This window comes from Echinicola rosea, assembly GCF_005281475.1.
Taxonomy (GTDB): Bacteria; Bacteroidota; Bacteroidia; order Cytophagales; family Cyclobacteriaceae; genus Echinicola; species Echinicola rosea.
In genome coordinates, this window is sequence record NZ_CP040106.1 from 1,119,839 (window position 1) to 1,135,172 (window position 15,334).

At 45.2% G+C, this 15,334-nt stretch carries 10 protein-coding genes; all 10 read left to right on the forward strand.

The annotated features are described in order from the left end of the window. Positions 1-45 precede the first annotated feature (45 nt). The 10 genes from FDP09_RS04700 (at position 46) to FDP09_RS04745 (ending at position 15,294) form a co-directional block, all read left to right on the forward strand. Positions 46-690 (forward strand): DUF4221 family protein, encoded by a 645-nt coding sequence (locus tag FDP09_RS04700; protein ID WP_137401546.1) that lies wholly within the window; start codon positions 46-48, stop codon positions 688-690. Positions 691-741: 51 nt separating this feature from the next. After that, positions 742-1,275 (forward strand): hypothetical protein, encoded by a 534-nt coding sequence (locus tag FDP09_RS04705; RefSeq protein WP_137401547.1) that lies wholly within the window; start codon positions 742-744, stop codon positions 1,273-1,275. 469 nt (positions 1,276-1,744) lie between these two features. Next, positions 1,745-2,764, forward strand: coding sequence for a radical SAM/SPASM domain-containing protein (locus FDP09_RS04710; protein ID WP_137401548.1), 1,020 nt, complete (start codon positions 1,745-1,747; stop codon positions 2,762-2,764). Positions 2,765-3,244: 480 nt separating this feature from the next. Next, positions 3,245-6,418, forward strand: a complete 3,174-nt coding sequence (locus tag FDP09_RS04715; RefSeq protein WP_137401549.1) for a SusC/RagA family TonB-linked outer membrane protein — start codon at positions 3,245-3,247, stop codon at positions 6,416-6,418. 12 nt (positions 6,419-6,430) lie between these two features. Beyond that, positions 6,431-7,924: a RagB/SusD family nutrient uptake outer membrane protein gene (locus FDP09_RS04720; RefSeq protein ID WP_137401550.1), complete on the forward strand. Its 1,494-nt coding sequence runs from the start codon at positions 6,431-6,433 to the stop codon at positions 7,922-7,924. Between the two features lie 291 nt (positions 7,925-8,215). After that, positions 8,216-10,822 carry an SLBB domain-containing protein gene (locus tag FDP09_RS04725; protein WP_137401551.1) on the forward strand — a complete coding sequence of 869 codons (2,607 nt, stop codon included), beginning with the start codon at positions 8,216-8,218 and terminating at the stop codon, positions 10,820-10,822. Then, positions 10,822-11,901, forward strand: coding sequence for a GumC domain-containing protein (locus tag FDP09_RS04730; protein WP_137401552.1), 1,080 nt, complete (start codon positions 10,822-10,824; stop codon positions 11,899-11,901). Before FDP09_RS04725 ends, FDP09_RS04730 begins: the two co-directional genes overlap by 1 nt. Before the next feature lie 406 nt (positions 11,902-12,307). After that, positions 12,308-13,627, forward strand: a complete 1,320-nt coding sequence (locus tag FDP09_RS04735) for an oligosaccharide flippase family protein (protein WP_137401553.1) — start codon at positions 12,308-12,310, stop codon at positions 13,625-13,627. After that, entirely contained in the window at positions 13,584-14,516 is a 933-nt protein-coding gene (locus FDP09_RS04740; protein WP_137401554.1) for a glycosyltransferase family 2 protein, read from the forward strand. The genes FDP09_RS04735 and FDP09_RS04740 overlap by 44 nt, the downstream gene beginning before the upstream one ends. Continuing rightward, positions 14,503-15,294 carry a 2OG-Fe(II) oxygenase gene (locus FDP09_RS04745; RefSeq protein WP_222840317.1) on the forward strand — a complete coding sequence of 264 codons (792 nt, stop codon included), beginning with the start codon at positions 14,503-14,505 and terminating at the stop codon, positions 15,292-15,294. The genes FDP09_RS04740 and FDP09_RS04745 overlap by 14 nt, the downstream gene beginning before the upstream one ends. The last annotated feature ends 40 nt before the right edge of the window (positions 15,295-15,334 follow it).

The following is a 15,334-nucleotide window of genomic DNA, read 5'->3' on the forward strand; positions in this document are numbered from 1 at the left end:
AAGAACAAAGAGGAATGAAAGAGATAGCATGATTGGAGATTTTTGATGGCCTTACAACACGGGCTCCTGAGCGGAGCCGAAAGAAGCCCATGTAGGAATACATGTATTGATATAAGCTATTCACTGGATTTAGGCCAAGATAATACAACATGGTTTTGCCAAGCCTCTGCCCCGACATTATTAAGCATTGAGATACCAGGAGGTAGATCAAAGCGATCGGCCAGTTTTTTCTTTCAATATACCGCTGGGCTTGTACTTATTTCCAATTCTGCGATCAATGAACTATTTGTTTATGATACCCAAAAGGACTCACTTCACCACCATAAGTATGAGAGCCAAATCACACCAAACCAACAGGAAAGAGTAGGTAAAGCAATTGTAGATTCGCAAGAGGAGTTTCAAGAAATTGCTAAAGGAATTGGGAGTAAGTTGAATTTTTTCCGACCCCTCTATGATCCTGAAAAACACCTTTATTACCGTCTCACCTCTCACAGAGATAATGTAAACAAATCCACATGGGATTATGTATTGACAGTTTTTGACAATAATCTGAATATGATCTCAGAAAATGAAATAGAGGAGTTTCCTCGTATTTGGGGGCCTTCTTTCGTAAAAAACAACATGATATATTACGCTGCCAATATAGAGGACGAACTGGCCTTTGTCCGAGCAGCAATATCGGAAGAATAAGATAGGCACTTTTATTGCGATCACTTTTAAAGCACCAGACCAAGAAAACTTATGATACTCAGATCGATCGTGTTTTTTTATTTGGCCATGCTGCCATTGGTAGCTGCCGCCCAGGAACAGATAGTGGTAAACGACCCCAGCATCCAGTTCAGCTATGAAAAACCTGCTGGATGGGAGGTGAAAGATAATGGGTACACCTATCAAGTGCATGCGCCCGAAGTGGAGGGTGCATTTATTTCCTTCACCTACCTTCAGCGACCTCAGGGCGATGAATATGTTGAGTCACTGGGCGATAAGCCGGCCTTTAAAGAAGATTTTGAATTTGAGCTGCTGTACAATGTAGCCGATGGCGTGGAAGGGTTTGAGGCAACAGAAAGAGGAAAGATAAAGATAGACGGCACCACTGCGCTTTGGGCAAAGTTTTCTTCCCTCGTCAATGGAGAAGAAATGACCAATTACTTTTTTATGTTTCCCAAACTGGGTCAAAACTTCAAAATCACTACAACGGCCCCAAAGGAAGATGCGGAAACCATCCAAGGAGATTTTGAAGAAATCATCTCCACTTTTCATGCAGAAAAGCGGTAGTTCGGTGTGATTCAAGGTAAACCTTCACTGTATTGTTTTATGCCGGGTCTCCGCCCCGGCACTTTTAAACCCTGAATCTCTGACTCAATAATCCAAAATTGAGACGCAATTTTTGCAATCCTACGCCTGTATCGGCAAAGACAGTTCCGCGACAGCAGTCCAACAGGCTGTCTGGAGTTACCAACTTTATAACCTGAGCTCGACTTATTTTTAGTATAAAAAGCGTCATACGCGAACCCTTTTTAGGAAGATGTGGGTTGGAAAAGGGCGTGGCAACTCGCCGCGGCGAGCTGCCACGGCTTCCACCCGCTCAGGCCTACCTCTAAGCCTCGCAGTGACGGTTTTATAATCGAACTGAGATTTATAAATCCAGCCCCTTAGGAAAATCCATAGCACCTAAATTTTAGCCACTGCTTTATCGCAAGGTTGATCCCGCCAAATTGCCACTTTTTTAATACATTTGAGGGCAATGACAGCAGCGACGGTAAAAAGTAAGTTTATTTTGGCCAAGGCATTTCTGCGCTACCTGACGTGGAAAAAAATCATGAACGTATTTTGGTTGTACGGTTCTTTTTATTGGTCCAGGCTAGTGAAAGCCCCCCATATGCGTGGACTACCCACGGCCCTGTCCGTGGAGCCTACCACTGGCTGTAACCTTCGATGTCCGGAGTGTCCTTCAGGGTTGAGGAGTTTTACCAGGCCCACTGGAATGCTGGACAAGTCGCTGTACCAAAAAATCATTCGTGAGAGTGCCGGTCACCTGTCGTACCTTCATCTTTATTTTCAGGGGGAACCTTTTTTGCACCCTGCACTATTGGATTTGGTAAAGTATGCGGATGATCGGAAGATTTTTACGGCTACCTCCACCAATGCCCACTTTCTCAATGAAAAGACAGTTCCAAAAATCCTTGCCTCCGGACTCAAACAGCTGATCGTATCGGTGGACGGCGCATCACAAGGCGTCTATCAGCAATACCGTATTGGCGGAAACCTGGAGCGGGTAAAAGCGGGAATAAAATTGCTTATATCAGAGCGGAAAGCAGCAGGTAAGCAGTTTCCCCAAGTGATTTTCCAATTTCTCGTCACAGGAAAAAACGAGCACGAGCTGCCTGCTATTAGGGAACTGTCCACTAGCCTCCAGGTGGACGAACTCCAACTGAAGACCGCCCAAATCTACGGATTCGAAGACGGTTCCGAACTCATTCCTTCAGACCTCCGGTATTCCAGGTACCTCCCACAGCAAAATGGCAAATGGAAACTCAAAAAGCCCATTCAGAACAAGTGCTGGAGAATGTGGCAAGGGGCAGTTGTCACCTGGGATGGTGAGATGGTGCCATGCTGCTTCGATAAAGATGCCAGCCACAAAATGGGAAATCTCGCTGTACAGGATATCGGTCAAATTTGGCAGACAGGAAGGTACCATGCTTTTAGAAAGCAGCTCTTAAGAGACAGGAGCCAAATCGCCATTTGTAAAAACTGTTCCGAATAATCGATCACTTAAATTGTGGTGGTCAGACCACATTTCACATCACCAGAAGAGCGAAAAGGTTTTTGTCTATTTCTTATTACCATCACCGTCCTAATCGCGATGATCATAAACCCATTATAGGAGATTTAGGGGGGTAGATTTTGACAAATTTACTTCGAAAACACAGGCTGTACTCAGATGCCGATCATTTTTTTAATAAATCATAAAATGGACTATCGGTAAAATATTCATATCAATACTTACAAAAACACAAGATAAAAAACACGTCAATTTTATTTCCACAGCAAATTTAAAGTGTGGTTTTCTGATATTCATAGGTCATATTCACACATTAGGGCAGTACCGCTGGTAATAAATGTTAATTTTTCATAAAAAATCTACAAAAACTACCTTATCTTTCCGAAGGAAATATTCATAACTAAACAAATAGTCTATTGAATAATTCTACCAAAAAAACATTAAATATTTAAAATCAATCGTATGAGGAAAAGTTTACTAAGTCTCATCTTAGCCCTCTTTACCATTTCCTCGGTCTGGGCACAAAGCCGGACCGTGACGGGAAAAGTAACTTCTGAAGAGGAGCCAAATGGAATGCCAGGCGTAAACGTACTGGTAAAAGGAACCACTGTGGGTGCCATCACCGATTTGGATGGTATGTACACTTTGGAGGTGCCAGCGAACAATAACACGCTGGTATTTAGTTTTATTGGCTATAGCAGCCAAGAAATCAACATTGGCAATCAAAGTACGGTGAATGTCACCTTGATGCCCGACACCCAAAACCTGGAAGAGGTGATCGTGGTGGCTTATGGATCAGCCGAAAAAGGAAACTTTGCGGGTTCTGCAGTAGCGATCAAAGAGGCACAAATTGCCAATCGGCCCATCAACAGTGTGACCAACGTACTGGAAGGACAAGCAGCCGGTGTGATCACCACATCTGCCAGTGGCCAGCCAGGTGAAAGCCCCACGGTACGAATACGTGGTATTGGCTCGGTAAATGCCTCCCAAAATCCGCTTTATGTAGTGGACGGTGTGCCCTATTCTGGAGATATCTCTAACCTTAACCCTATGGACATTGCTGATGTGACGGTGCTAAAAGATGCCTCATCATCGGCATTGTATGGCGCCCGTGCAGCCAATGGGGTCATTATGATCACCACCAAAAAAGGCGGTGCCAAAAAATCTACCTTTAACCTTTCGGTAAGACAAGGGGTTTCTTCCAGGGCTTTGCCAGAATATGACCGCGTGAATGCCGCGCAGTATTATCCACTGGTGTGGGAATCCCTGAAGCATGGCCAGATGAATCCCAGTGGCAATGGACTGGAGGATGGTGCTGCTAGCCAGTATGCTTCTGAAAACTTGATCGAACAGCTTGGATATAATATCTATAATGTTCCGAATGACCAAATCGTAGGCTTAGATGGTACCTTGAACTCCAGTGCCGTCAATAACTTTACGGATTTAGACTGGTACGATGAATTGATCGGTACCGGTAACCGTGGCGAATATAACATGACCTATTCAGGAGGAACCGAAAAGACCGATTTCTACACCTCAGTAGGTTACCTTAACGAGAAAGGCTTCTTGCTAAAATCCGATATGGAACGTTTTACAGGCCGTATCAATGTGAATACACAAGCAACAGACTGGTTCAAGACCGGCATTAACCTGTCTGCTACAATGGCAGATGGTAACAGCTCGCGTACTTCTGGTAACTCCAGTTATGTCAACCCGTTCTTTTTCGCAAGAAATATGGGGCCGATCTATCCGGTTTATCTTCAAAACCAGCAGACCGGTGGCTATATCCTCGATGCCAATGGTCAGCGGATTTATGATACTGGTGACATGACGAGTTTGGGATCTGTAAATCGTGGTCCCGGAGCATCTGTAGGACGCCATGTTGTTCAGGAAACCAAGTTAAACGAGGACCTGTATGACCGGGATGTAATCAGTGCCAGGGCATATGCTGAAGTAAGCTTCCTAAAAGACTTTACCTTGCGGACAAACGTTTCGACGGATATGATTTCTCATCTTGGTATCGAATATGACAATAAAATCGTCGGTGACGGCGCTCCCGCTGGCAGGGCCAATCGTACCAATATCAGAAGAAACGCCCTGACCTTTAACCAGATTTTGAGCTATGCCAATACCTTTAACACTAAACATTATTTTGAGGGATTAGTAGCGCATGAGAATTATGATTACAAATACAATTACCAGTATTTGGCCAAGCAGGAGCAAATCTTGGATGGCAATATAGAGCCTGATAACTTTGTAGTAACCAGTGCTGCGGACGGTCGTGTGGACTCTTACAGAATCGAGTCTTATTTCTCTCGTTTTAATTACGTCTATGATGACAAGTATTCCTTTTCTGCATCGATCAGAACGGATGGATCTTCCAGGTTCTTTGAAGATGTACGATGGGGGACCTTCTGGTCAGTAGCCGGTGCTTGGAATATTGAGAAAGAAAACTTCTTCAATGCCGATTTCTTTGACATGCTGAAGCTTAGAGCTTCCTATGGTGAAGTAGGTAATGACGGATTGTTGGATGCCGATAATAATCAAAACTATTATCCATGGCAGGCCCTTTACAACCTGGACAATAACAACGCCCTAGAACCTGGTATTCTTCAAGGAAGTCTATCTGCTTTAAATCTACTTTGGGAATCCAACAATACCTTTGATGTAGGCTTGGATTTTGCCTTCGCTAGACGATTTACGGGTACTTTGGAGTACTATTACCGTGTTTCTGAGAACTTGTTGTTTGATGTACCATTGTCCCTTACGACTGGTTTGGAAAGCAGGCCGATCAATATCGGTACCATGGCCAATAGCGGCGTGGAATTCCAGATCCAAGGGGACATCATCCGAAACCAAGACTTCACCTGGAACGCCAATTTGAACGTTTCGACCTTCACCAATAAATTCAAAAAGCTGCCATTCGATGAGCAGATCAACGGTACCAAAAAATATGTGGTAGGTGGATCGATTTACGACTACTGGCTGAGAGATTGGAGAGGCGTGGATCCCGAGACAGGATATGGCCTTTATACGGCGGATGAATACCTTAATGAGGATGGCGAGGTACGTGAAGATGTTAAAATCGTCGGAACGGATACATTGACGACTGAATATAATAATGCCAAGCAGCATTTTGCAGGAACCGCTATTCCGGATTTTTCTGGTGGCCTGGCCAATACCTTCTCTTATAAAAACTTTGAATTAAGTGTATTGGTAAGCTTTGCTGTCGGTGGTGAGATTTATGACGGCCTTTATGCCAGCTTGATGAGCTCCAGCCCCGATGGTGATGCCCTCCATACCGATGCACTCGGTAGATGGCAGCAGCCTGGTGACATTACCGATGTGCCCAGGATGGATAATATCAATTCGGCGGAAACCAATGGTACTTCAGACCGATGGTTGATTGACCGATCTTACCTAAACCTAAGATCCATTAACCTGAGCTACCGATTACCGGGAGATATCCTTAGCAAAGTGGATGCTTCCCAAGCTACGGTATTTATTGCCGGGGAAAATCTCGGTTGGCTTTCGAAGAGAAAGGGAATGTTCGTATCGGAGAGTTTCAATGGAACGACATCCAATACCTACACACCTGCCAGAACGTTCACGTTAGGTCTTAATGTAAGCTTCTAAATGAGAATTATCATGAAAAAAATAATCCATAAAATATTTCTATTGGCCATTTTGGTAAACATTGGCTGTGCCAGTGATTACCTGGACACAACACCGACAGATGCGGTGTCCGAAGAATCAGCATTTGCCACCACTGGCAATGCGATGGCCGCTCTAAACGGCATTCACCGTGCCATGGGCCTCCGCTATGATTCCCAAGGGCAACCGGGAGAGCACGGCGTAATGATCATGCGTGAAGTACTTGCCGAGGATGTCGTAATGACCAATCAAGCTAACGGTTGGTTTGTATCCATGTCCTCTTGGATAAGACATATCGATGCAAATCAATCTGATGTGGAGTTTGTCTGGAAGTTTTACTATAAAATTATCGGCAATGCCAATATGTTGATCGATAAAATCGATGCAGCAGAAGGAACCCAAGAAGAGCGGGATGAGATCAAAGGTCAAGCACTGGCTTACCGTGCTTGGGGACACTTTAATTTGGTACAGATTTTTGCGGAGCGCTATGATGCCAATGGGGGCAATGATCAAATGGGTGTACCGATTGTCTTGGAACCCATTACGGAAGGCGGTTCACGTAATTCCGTAGAAGAAGTTTATGCACAGATCAACCAAGACTTGGATGATGCCATCGCTCTTTTAGATGATAGTAGAAACAATCCTTCCCACATAAATGTCAATGTTGCCCGAGGAATCAAGGCCAGGGTGTTGCTTACACAAGGAAGTTTTGCAGAAGCCGCCACAGTGGCCAATGCGGCAAGAGATGGATTTGACCTTATGGGAGAATCTGATTTGTTGGCCGGCTTTAACGATTATACCAATCCTGAGTGGATGTGGGGCTTCCATCAGATCGATATCCAACAAACATACTTTGCTTCTTTCTTTGCCTATATGTCGCTAAACTTTAGTTCTACCAATATCCGTGGGAATCCTAAGGCGATTTTCCAACCATTGTATGACCAGATCAGTGATACCGATTATAGAAAAAGGCTTTGGGATGCCAATGCCTCTGATCCTGAACTGAGGGATCCGTTTATCGACGAAATGACCCTGGAGTCCTTTACGAAAGAGGACTATATGAACCGAAAGTTTTTAGCGCAAGCGAATGGTAGCTCTGTCGGGGACGTACCCTATATGAGGGCAGCAGAGATGATCCTGATCGAGGCAGAAGCCTTGGCTAGATCAGGCGATGATGCCGGTGCCGCAGCAGCCTTGTTTGAACTGGCATCCGCCAGGGATCCGGAATACACCCAAAGCACCAATACCGGACAGGCACTGATCGATGAGATCATGATCCAGCGCCGTGTGGAGCTGTGGGGAGAAGGGTTTAGGTTCTATGACCTTAAGCGTTTGAACTTGCCTTTGGACAGAAATGGCGGTAACCATGTGGGCATTGTCATCAACAGTAAGTTCTTTGAAGAAGCTGGCACAGCCGATTGGCAGTGGCAAATCCCCATTGATGAGTTAAATGCCAATGATAACATAATCCAAAATCCTAGCGAATAAGACTGGATTTGCATCAAAATAACACCTTAAAGCCCGGACATTCGATCCGGGCTTTTTTTTGCAGTTCACCCGTAGCTCATGTGCCACCCGCCCTTATCTTTTTAATTTGATTAACGAAGGGGGGCATTTAATTACAAACATTGCCCTCAATCAGTCGGAATAATTATCTTTACGGTGGTTTTCTATTTTCGGGGCTAGGTGATGAAAATAGATCCATTGGTCACCAAAACTTGGGGGTGACGGGGCGAAGCTGTGTCCACCTCCCTGCATAAATTAAACAAATCGGGAATAATGATAAAATTTTTGAATTTGGCATTACTGCAAGCCTTTTTGGGATTTGTACTGCTGTTTGCGGCTCATCAGGAAGTGGCTGCCCAGTCCATGACGGACATTGCTACCATCAAGGTAGATGATCTTTCAGATGACCAGTTGAAGACCTTGGTACAAAGGGCTGAGGATGCCGGCCTGAGCAAAACCGAACTGGTAGAGATGGCCAGGGCCAGGGGAATGGCCGATGCAGAAGCCACCAAGCTTTCCGAAAGGCTGAAGACCCTAGACGCTGAAAGCGGACCAAATAAAAGCAGCTCCAAACCAATCAAACGGGTGCCCAGGCAGCAAGTAAACCTTCATGAGATCGTACAGGGAATGGCAGCACAACAGCCCAACCTGGAAAATACCGGTCAAGCTACCCAGTACTTTGGGCTGGACATCTTTTACCAAAAAAACCGACAATTGACCTTTGAGCCTAACCTGAACATGGCCACTCCAAATGGCTATGTACTTGGACCAGGGGATATGGTCTATGTGGATGTGTACGGTGCTTCCGAAAATTATTATGAGTCCACCATCACCCCTGAAGGCAACCTGTTGCTCGAAAACATCGGCCCCATCGGGGTTTCGGGGCTGACCATTGCCGAAGCCAGAAGGGTGGTCAAAAACAGGCTCTCACAGTTTTATGCCGATATGCAAGGGAGCAATCCCAGCACGTTTATGCAAATTTCCCTTGGAAACGTCCGCAGCATAAAAGTCCACTTGGTAGGAGAGCTAAGACTTCCCGGGACCTTTACCCTCAGCGCCTTCAGTACCGTGTTCAATGCCCTCTACGCAGCAGGAGGCCCCAATGAAAACGGGACCATGCGAAATATCAAGGTGATGCGAAACAACAAACTGGTCGCCACGGTAGATGCCTATGATTTCTTGGTCAACGGTACCGCCAACATGGACCTGCAATTGCAAGACCAGGATGTGATATTGGTGGAGCCCTATCAGTCCAGGGTGACGCTCCAAGGTGCCGTGAAGCGGCCGATGGTATTTGAAGTAAAGGACGGTGAAACGCTCCGCGAAGTCATGGAATATGCAGGAGGCTTTACGGACAATGCTTATAAAGAAAAAATCAGCGTCACCCGGTTTACCGATAAAGAAAAGACCGTTTCGGATGTCTATAATGGTCAATTCGATATCTTTACCGTCAAAGGCGGCGACCTATATACGGTAGGAACGGTTCTGGATCGCTATAATAATCGTGTCCAGATCAAGGGAGCCGTGTTCAGGGAAGGTAATTATGCCCTTTCGGACGGCCTTACGCTTTCCCAGCTTATCCAGCGGGCCGATGGTCTTCGCGGAGATGCCTACCTCGACAGGGCCAGCATCCTCAGGACGAATGACGACCTGTCCACTTCCGTGCTCCAAGTGGACCTTAAAGCTGTAAAGAACGGAACAGAAGATGTCAAACTGGAAAATGATGATATCGTCCGAATTGCTTCCATCTATGACCTAAAGGACGAGTATTACCTGAAGATTTCCGGGGAAGTACGGGATCCGGGCATTTACCCTTATGCAGAGGGCATGACCGTGGAGGGCCTGATCCTTCAGGCCGGTGGATTTACCGAGTCGGCCTCCAAAAGTGACGTAGAAATAGCCAGAAGGGTACACGAAAATGGTGAAAGTGGTGAAGTTGCCGAACTCATCCCCGTGACCTTAAGCGGTGACCTCAGCACCCAAGGCAATGTTCAGGTCTTAGCCCCGTATGACAATATCATCGTCCGCCGTAAACCCAACTTTGCGCTTGAGCGCATCGTGAAAGTGGAAGGACAAGTAAATGCGCCGGGGGAATTTGCCCTAAAAAATACAGAAGAAAGGGTTTCAGACGTCATCAGAAGGGCAGGTGGACTCACGGGGTATGCTTACCCTGCAGGGGCTACACTGATTCGCAGAACCGAATACTACAATACGGAATCCGAAAAGCTCAGGAAGCAAAAACACATGGAAAAACTGCTTGAAAGGATCGCAACCGAAGATCCTTCCGAAGCCCAAGCCAATCAAATGAGACGCTTGCAACTGCAGACCCAAGACAGCCTAAGCGACCAAGAAAAAAAGGACTTAATTGCCCAAACCCGTCAGGAAACCCTTCATGACATTGGACAGGGGGAAGGGACGGCCATTAAGATCAACGAAACGGAGGCCATTGCCATTGACCTGCAGGCCATTCTTCAGCAGCCTGGATCCAAGTATGATTTGATCTTGGAAGAAGGGGACATCATCAGCGTACCAAAGCAGCTACAGACCGTAAGAATGCGTGGCGATGTCATTTACCCTACTACCGTAAGGTATGAAAGTGGCCGTGGGATGAAATATTACATCGACAGGGCTGGTGGTTTTGACAATAGGGCCAAGCGAAAACGCACCTATGTCGTCTATGCCAATGGTGAGGTGGCGCGCACCAAGAGCTTTTTGGGACTAAAATCCTACCCCAAAGTGGAGCCCGGCGCAGAGGTAATCGTCCCTTCTAAAGGCCCTCGGGTGCCGCTGCGCATCGGGGAAATCGTCGGCCTGACTTCCGGCCTGGCCACCATCGCACTGGTCATCTCCCAGATCAACTTCAACAACAGTAGCAACTAATGGCGGATCAAAAACATATCATCGACGACAAGATAACGTTTCGGGAGCTCATTCTTCGGGGAAAGGGCTGGTTGACGTTTTTTAGGAGTAAAGCGAGGTTTATCGTCATCGCAATCTTGGCGGGTGCTGTCCTGGGATTGGTCGCCTCATGGGTAAAGAAACCCAAGTACACGGCCTCGACATCTTTTGTGCTGGAAGAATCCAGTGGAAGCAGTATGGGTAGCCTTTCAGGGCTCGCCAGTCTTGCAGGCATTAACTTGGGTTCGCTGGGAAGCAGCAGTGGCCTCTTTCAAGGGGACAACATCATGGAGCTTTACCGATCCGACAATATGCTGATCAAGACACTGCTTTCTCCTGCTGAGGAGGTCGATGGAATGCTGCTGGTGGAGCGCTATATTCAGTTTCATGAGCTTACCGACAAGTGGGGCGATAAGGTGGATTTTGACCGATTGGATTTTAGCCTCCCGCGGGAGGATTTTTCCATTCAGCAGGACAGTGTGATGAGGGAGGTGGCCCAGCTAATCCGTGAAAATGAACTGGCCGTGGAAAAGCCTGACCGTAAGCTAAGCATCATCAAGGTCACCACCACTTCCAAGGACGAACCCTTCGCCAAAGCCTATAATGAAAAGCTGGTGGAAAATGTCAACCAGTTTTACTTCGAAACCAAAACCAAAAAGACCGCCGAAAACCTTCAGATCCTACAATCCCAGGCGGACAGCGTCCGCAAGGTACTGGATGAAGACCTGAAGGAATATGCGCAACTACAGGACAAACGCCCCAACCCCAACCCCCTGATGCAGCGTACGGTAGTGGATGCTGAGCGGAAGCAGGTGGATATCCGCGTGTCCAGCAGCGCGTATGAGGAAATCATCAAAAACCTCGAAATCGCCAAAATCAACCACCGCAACAGTTCACCACTGATCCAGATCATCGATAAGCCCCGCTTTCCCTTGGAAGAGAGCAAGCTGAAATGGTACATGGGCATCATCGTCGGTGGAGCCGTAGCCTTTATTTTGGCCATATTTTACCTTTACATTACCCGTCTATACCAAGCGAATATTAGGGTATCCAGGAGCTAGATTTTGAGTCTTGAGTCTTGAGTATTGAGACCTGAGATATGAGACTTGAGATCTGTGCTGTGCTGGGTCTCTGCCCCCACACTGGCAAGCACTGAGTCTTTGACTCACTTTGACTGCCCTGGCTAGAACTAAGTATAACGTACGAGGTACCGGATACAAAGACGGAAGGATGAGGTATTTGGACAAATACGATAAAAGGCAAATTCCGTAAGACGAGGTGGATGCCGCATTTCCCAACCTTCCAACTGCCAAAACTTAAACCCGCATTATGCATTAGCCTATCTATTCCGAGCTGATCCGCCGCGGCGGATGATTCAATCTCCAAACAGCCTGATTTTCTTGTAGTTTCAGCTCTCATTACGATTCCTAATGCATAAAACGGGTTAAAACATCTCAACCCCACACAATGATCGAAAAGCTTATTTCTGTACCTTTTTTTCAGCTAATCCGCCATAAGTCGGTACAGAACTTTATTTTTTTGCTGATCATACAGTCATCCAATATCCTGATTTCGCTGATCGTGATGCCCCTGCTGATCCAGTCTATTGGTGTGGACCAGTTTGGTTTGGTGAGCTTGGCCCTTTCGGTGATATTAATTGCCAATGTCTTTGTGGGATTTGGCTATAACCTGAGCGGTCCCCGGGATGTGGCCCTGAACCAAAAAGACCCCAAGACCCTTTCAGCCATTCTGTCCACGGTCATTTCCAGTAAATTGGTTTTGGCAGTTTTGGCGGCGATCTCGCTGCTGATTGCTGTAAAGGGATTCGGATTCTTTCCGGAATACCAGGTGATCCTGATCTATTCGTTGCTGATGCTGTTTTCGGAAGCTACCTTGCCGGTGTGGTTTTTCCAGGGAATGGAAAAAATGAAATTGGTATCCGTCGCTAACGTTTTCAGCAAGCTGCTCTATCTGGCAGGAATCGTCCTTTTCATCCAAGGACCCACAGATGCCAAATGGGTGAATTTCTTCTTTGGAGGATCAGCATTGAGCATCAATTTGTTGGTACTGACATACCTTAATGCTGAACTAAAAGTAACGGTTTATTTTATAGGTTTTATTAACGTCGTTCGCTCATGGAAAAACAATGTATATCTTTTTCTATCTGCAATGGCGAGCCACATTTCAGTTAGTGGAGGGTTGGTGGTTTTAAGTTTCTTTGCCACCGCAAATGTTTTGGGAATGTACAGTTTGGCAGAAAGAGTAGCTATGGTACTCCGGCTATTTCCATCCATTGTGGTGGGAGCCGTTTTTCCAAATGCAAGTAAATTATTTATAGATGACAAGGATTCGTTCTTTCGGTTTGTAAGTAGGGTGTATAAAACTACTTTGATTTTCTCTGCAGGCATATCGCTAACAGTTTATTTATTAGCACCATTTATCATTAAAATATTAGCAGGAGAGCATAATATGACGACATCTGTAAAATTTTTACAAATACTAGCATTTGTGCCCTTTATGGCAACGTTGAATATTGCGAACATGGTTTTGATGTTAGTTTCAGACCAAAGGAAAATTCTCTTCAATAGCTCATGGGCATTTTGCCTGTATATGCTTCTCGCCTCCATAGGCCTTACAAGTTGGCTGGGGGGACAAGGATTGGCAATAAGTATGTTGTCCACCGAATTTGTCATATTTATACTTTGCTCATGGTTATTACACAAAAATATTCCCAACATCTTTAATGGATTTTATAAAAGAGCCTTCAGTAGCCATCATACTGGTTAATTGGAATGGCTATGAACTTACCAAAGTATGCATTCATTCTTTGTTTAGAATGGGTTACCAAAATTATCATGTAGTTTTGGTGGATAATGCGTCACCTGACGGTTCTGGGCCGAGGATCAGGGATGCTTTCAAGGATAAGATAACGTATATCCAGAACGAAAAGAATCTCGGATTTAGCGGAGGAAACAATACCGGTATCCGATATGCCTTGGAGAAGGGCTTTGATTATATTTTGGAATTAAACAATGATACGGAGGTTGAGCCTGATTTTCTCACACGGTTGGTAGATTCCATTGATGATCGACCGGAATTTGGTGCCGCTCAACCCGTCATGACTTATACTTCAGAGAAGGAAAAAGTATGGAATGCCGGGGGAATTTATTGGCCGGTACTAGGGCTCTCGTTTACCCGTAATAAAAACAGACCCGTGTACCAAGCAATGAATAGCAAGGAAACAGACTGGATTACGGGGTGTTGTTTTCTGATTAAAACTGAAGTATTGCAAAAGGTTGGTTTTCTTAAAGAAGTCTTCTTTTTTGGCTCTTTCGAGGATGTGGATATGTCCTTGAGGATAAAGCAAGAAGGATATAAACTATGGTACGAGTGTACTTCAAAAATATACCATTCGGTGGGCCAATCCTCAAAGTCCAAAACGAAAGGCAAGGAAGGCTACCTGAATCCCATGCTTCACTATTTAGTGAATCGCAACCAGTTGTTCTTTATCAGGATGCATGTAAAATGGTGGTTTTTGCCGTTGGCGTATGCTGTCCAGGCTGGTAAGATGCTGGCTTTTACATTATATTTTATCGTTCGAGGAAGATTTGGAAAACTCAGGCACGCTTGGAGGGGTTTTTTTCATGGAATTATTAAAAATTATGAAGATAGATAGCAATAGAATTTTAGACAGTAAAGAAGAATTCAAAAAAGGAAATCCATTTCCACACCTTATTTTAGATGATTTTTTAGATGAAACATTTGCCCAGAAACTATCGGCAGAATTTCCGCTCATTGGGGACAATGGTCTTTTCCAGTATGACAATCCACTAGAACTTAAATCTGCATTGAATGATTGGAATAAATTTCCACAACATACCTACACTTTTTTTAGACACCTTTGTTCAGATAAAGTGGTAAACCATTTCAGTGAGCTGGTGGGAGTACAGTTATTTGCTGATCCAGGCCTACACGGTGGAGGCTGGCATTTGCATCAAAATGGAGGAAGGCTAAATCCCCATTTGGATTATAACATCCATCCCAAAGTAGGGTTACAGCGAAAACTGAACCTGATCATTTATCTTCCAGAGACTTGGGAAGAACACTGGGGAGGGCATTTTGGCTTGTGGAGCCATGATCCGGAAACTGACGGTCCTAAAAAGCTAGAAAAAGAAGTTGCCATTAAATTTAACAGAGCAGTGCTTTTTGATACCACACACCATTCATGGCATGGATTAAGCCAAGCGGTAAATACTCCAAACGGAGAAGTAAGAAAATCACTGGCCATTTACTATTTATGCGAGCCCCCCAAAGGCACAGAGAATCGCCAACGGGCACTTTACGCACCAAATGAAAGCCAAAAAGGTGATGAAAAAATTGCCGAGCTGATCAAGAAAAGAGCCGATAATGTGCAGTACAATACTTCTTATATTGTAAAAGATGAAAAGAAATAGAGTCTAGATATTTCCATTTTAGGGTGTCCGAAATTTAAAC

Bases quoted from the DNA above. Each gene is read 5' to 3' on its own strand.
- FDP09_RS04720 (WP_137401550.1), top strand. From the start codon at position 6,431: ATGAAAAAAATAATCCATAAAATATTTCTATTGGCCATTTTGGTAAAC.
- FDP09_RS04735 (WP_137401553.1), top strand. From the start codon at position 12,308: ATGATCGAAAAGCTTATTTCTGTACCTTTTTTTCAGCTAATCCGCCAT.
- FDP09_RS04740 (WP_137401554.1), top strand. From the start codon at position 13,584: ATGGATTTTATAAAAGAGCCTTCAGTAGCCATCATACTGGTTAATTGG.
- FDP09_RS04745 (WP_222840317.1), top strand. From the start codon at position 14,503: ATGAAGATAGATAGCAATAGAATTTTAGACAGTAAAGAAGAATTCAAA.
- FDP09_RS04730 (WP_137401552.1), top strand. From the start codon at position 10,822: ATGGCGGATCAAAAACATATCATCGACGACAAGATAACGTTTCGGGAG.
- FDP09_RS04715 (WP_137401549.1), top strand. From the start codon at position 3,245: ATGAGGAAAAGTTTACTAAGTCTCATCTTAGCCCTCTTTACCATTTCC.
- FDP09_RS04700 (WP_137401546.1), top strand. From the start codon at position 46: ATGGCCTTACAACACGGGCTCCTGAGCGGAGCCGAAAGAAGCCCATGT.
- FDP09_RS04710 (WP_137401548.1), top strand. From the start codon at position 1,745: ATGACAGCAGCGACGGTAAAAAGTAAGTTTATTTTGGCCAAGGCATTT.
- FDP09_RS04725 (WP_137401551.1), top strand. From the start codon at position 8,216: ATGATAAAATTTTTGAATTTGGCATTACTGCAAGCCTTTTTGGGATTT.
- FDP09_RS04705 (WP_137401547.1), top strand. From the start codon at position 742: ATGATACTCAGATCGATCGTGTTTTTTTATTTGGCCATGCTGCCATTG.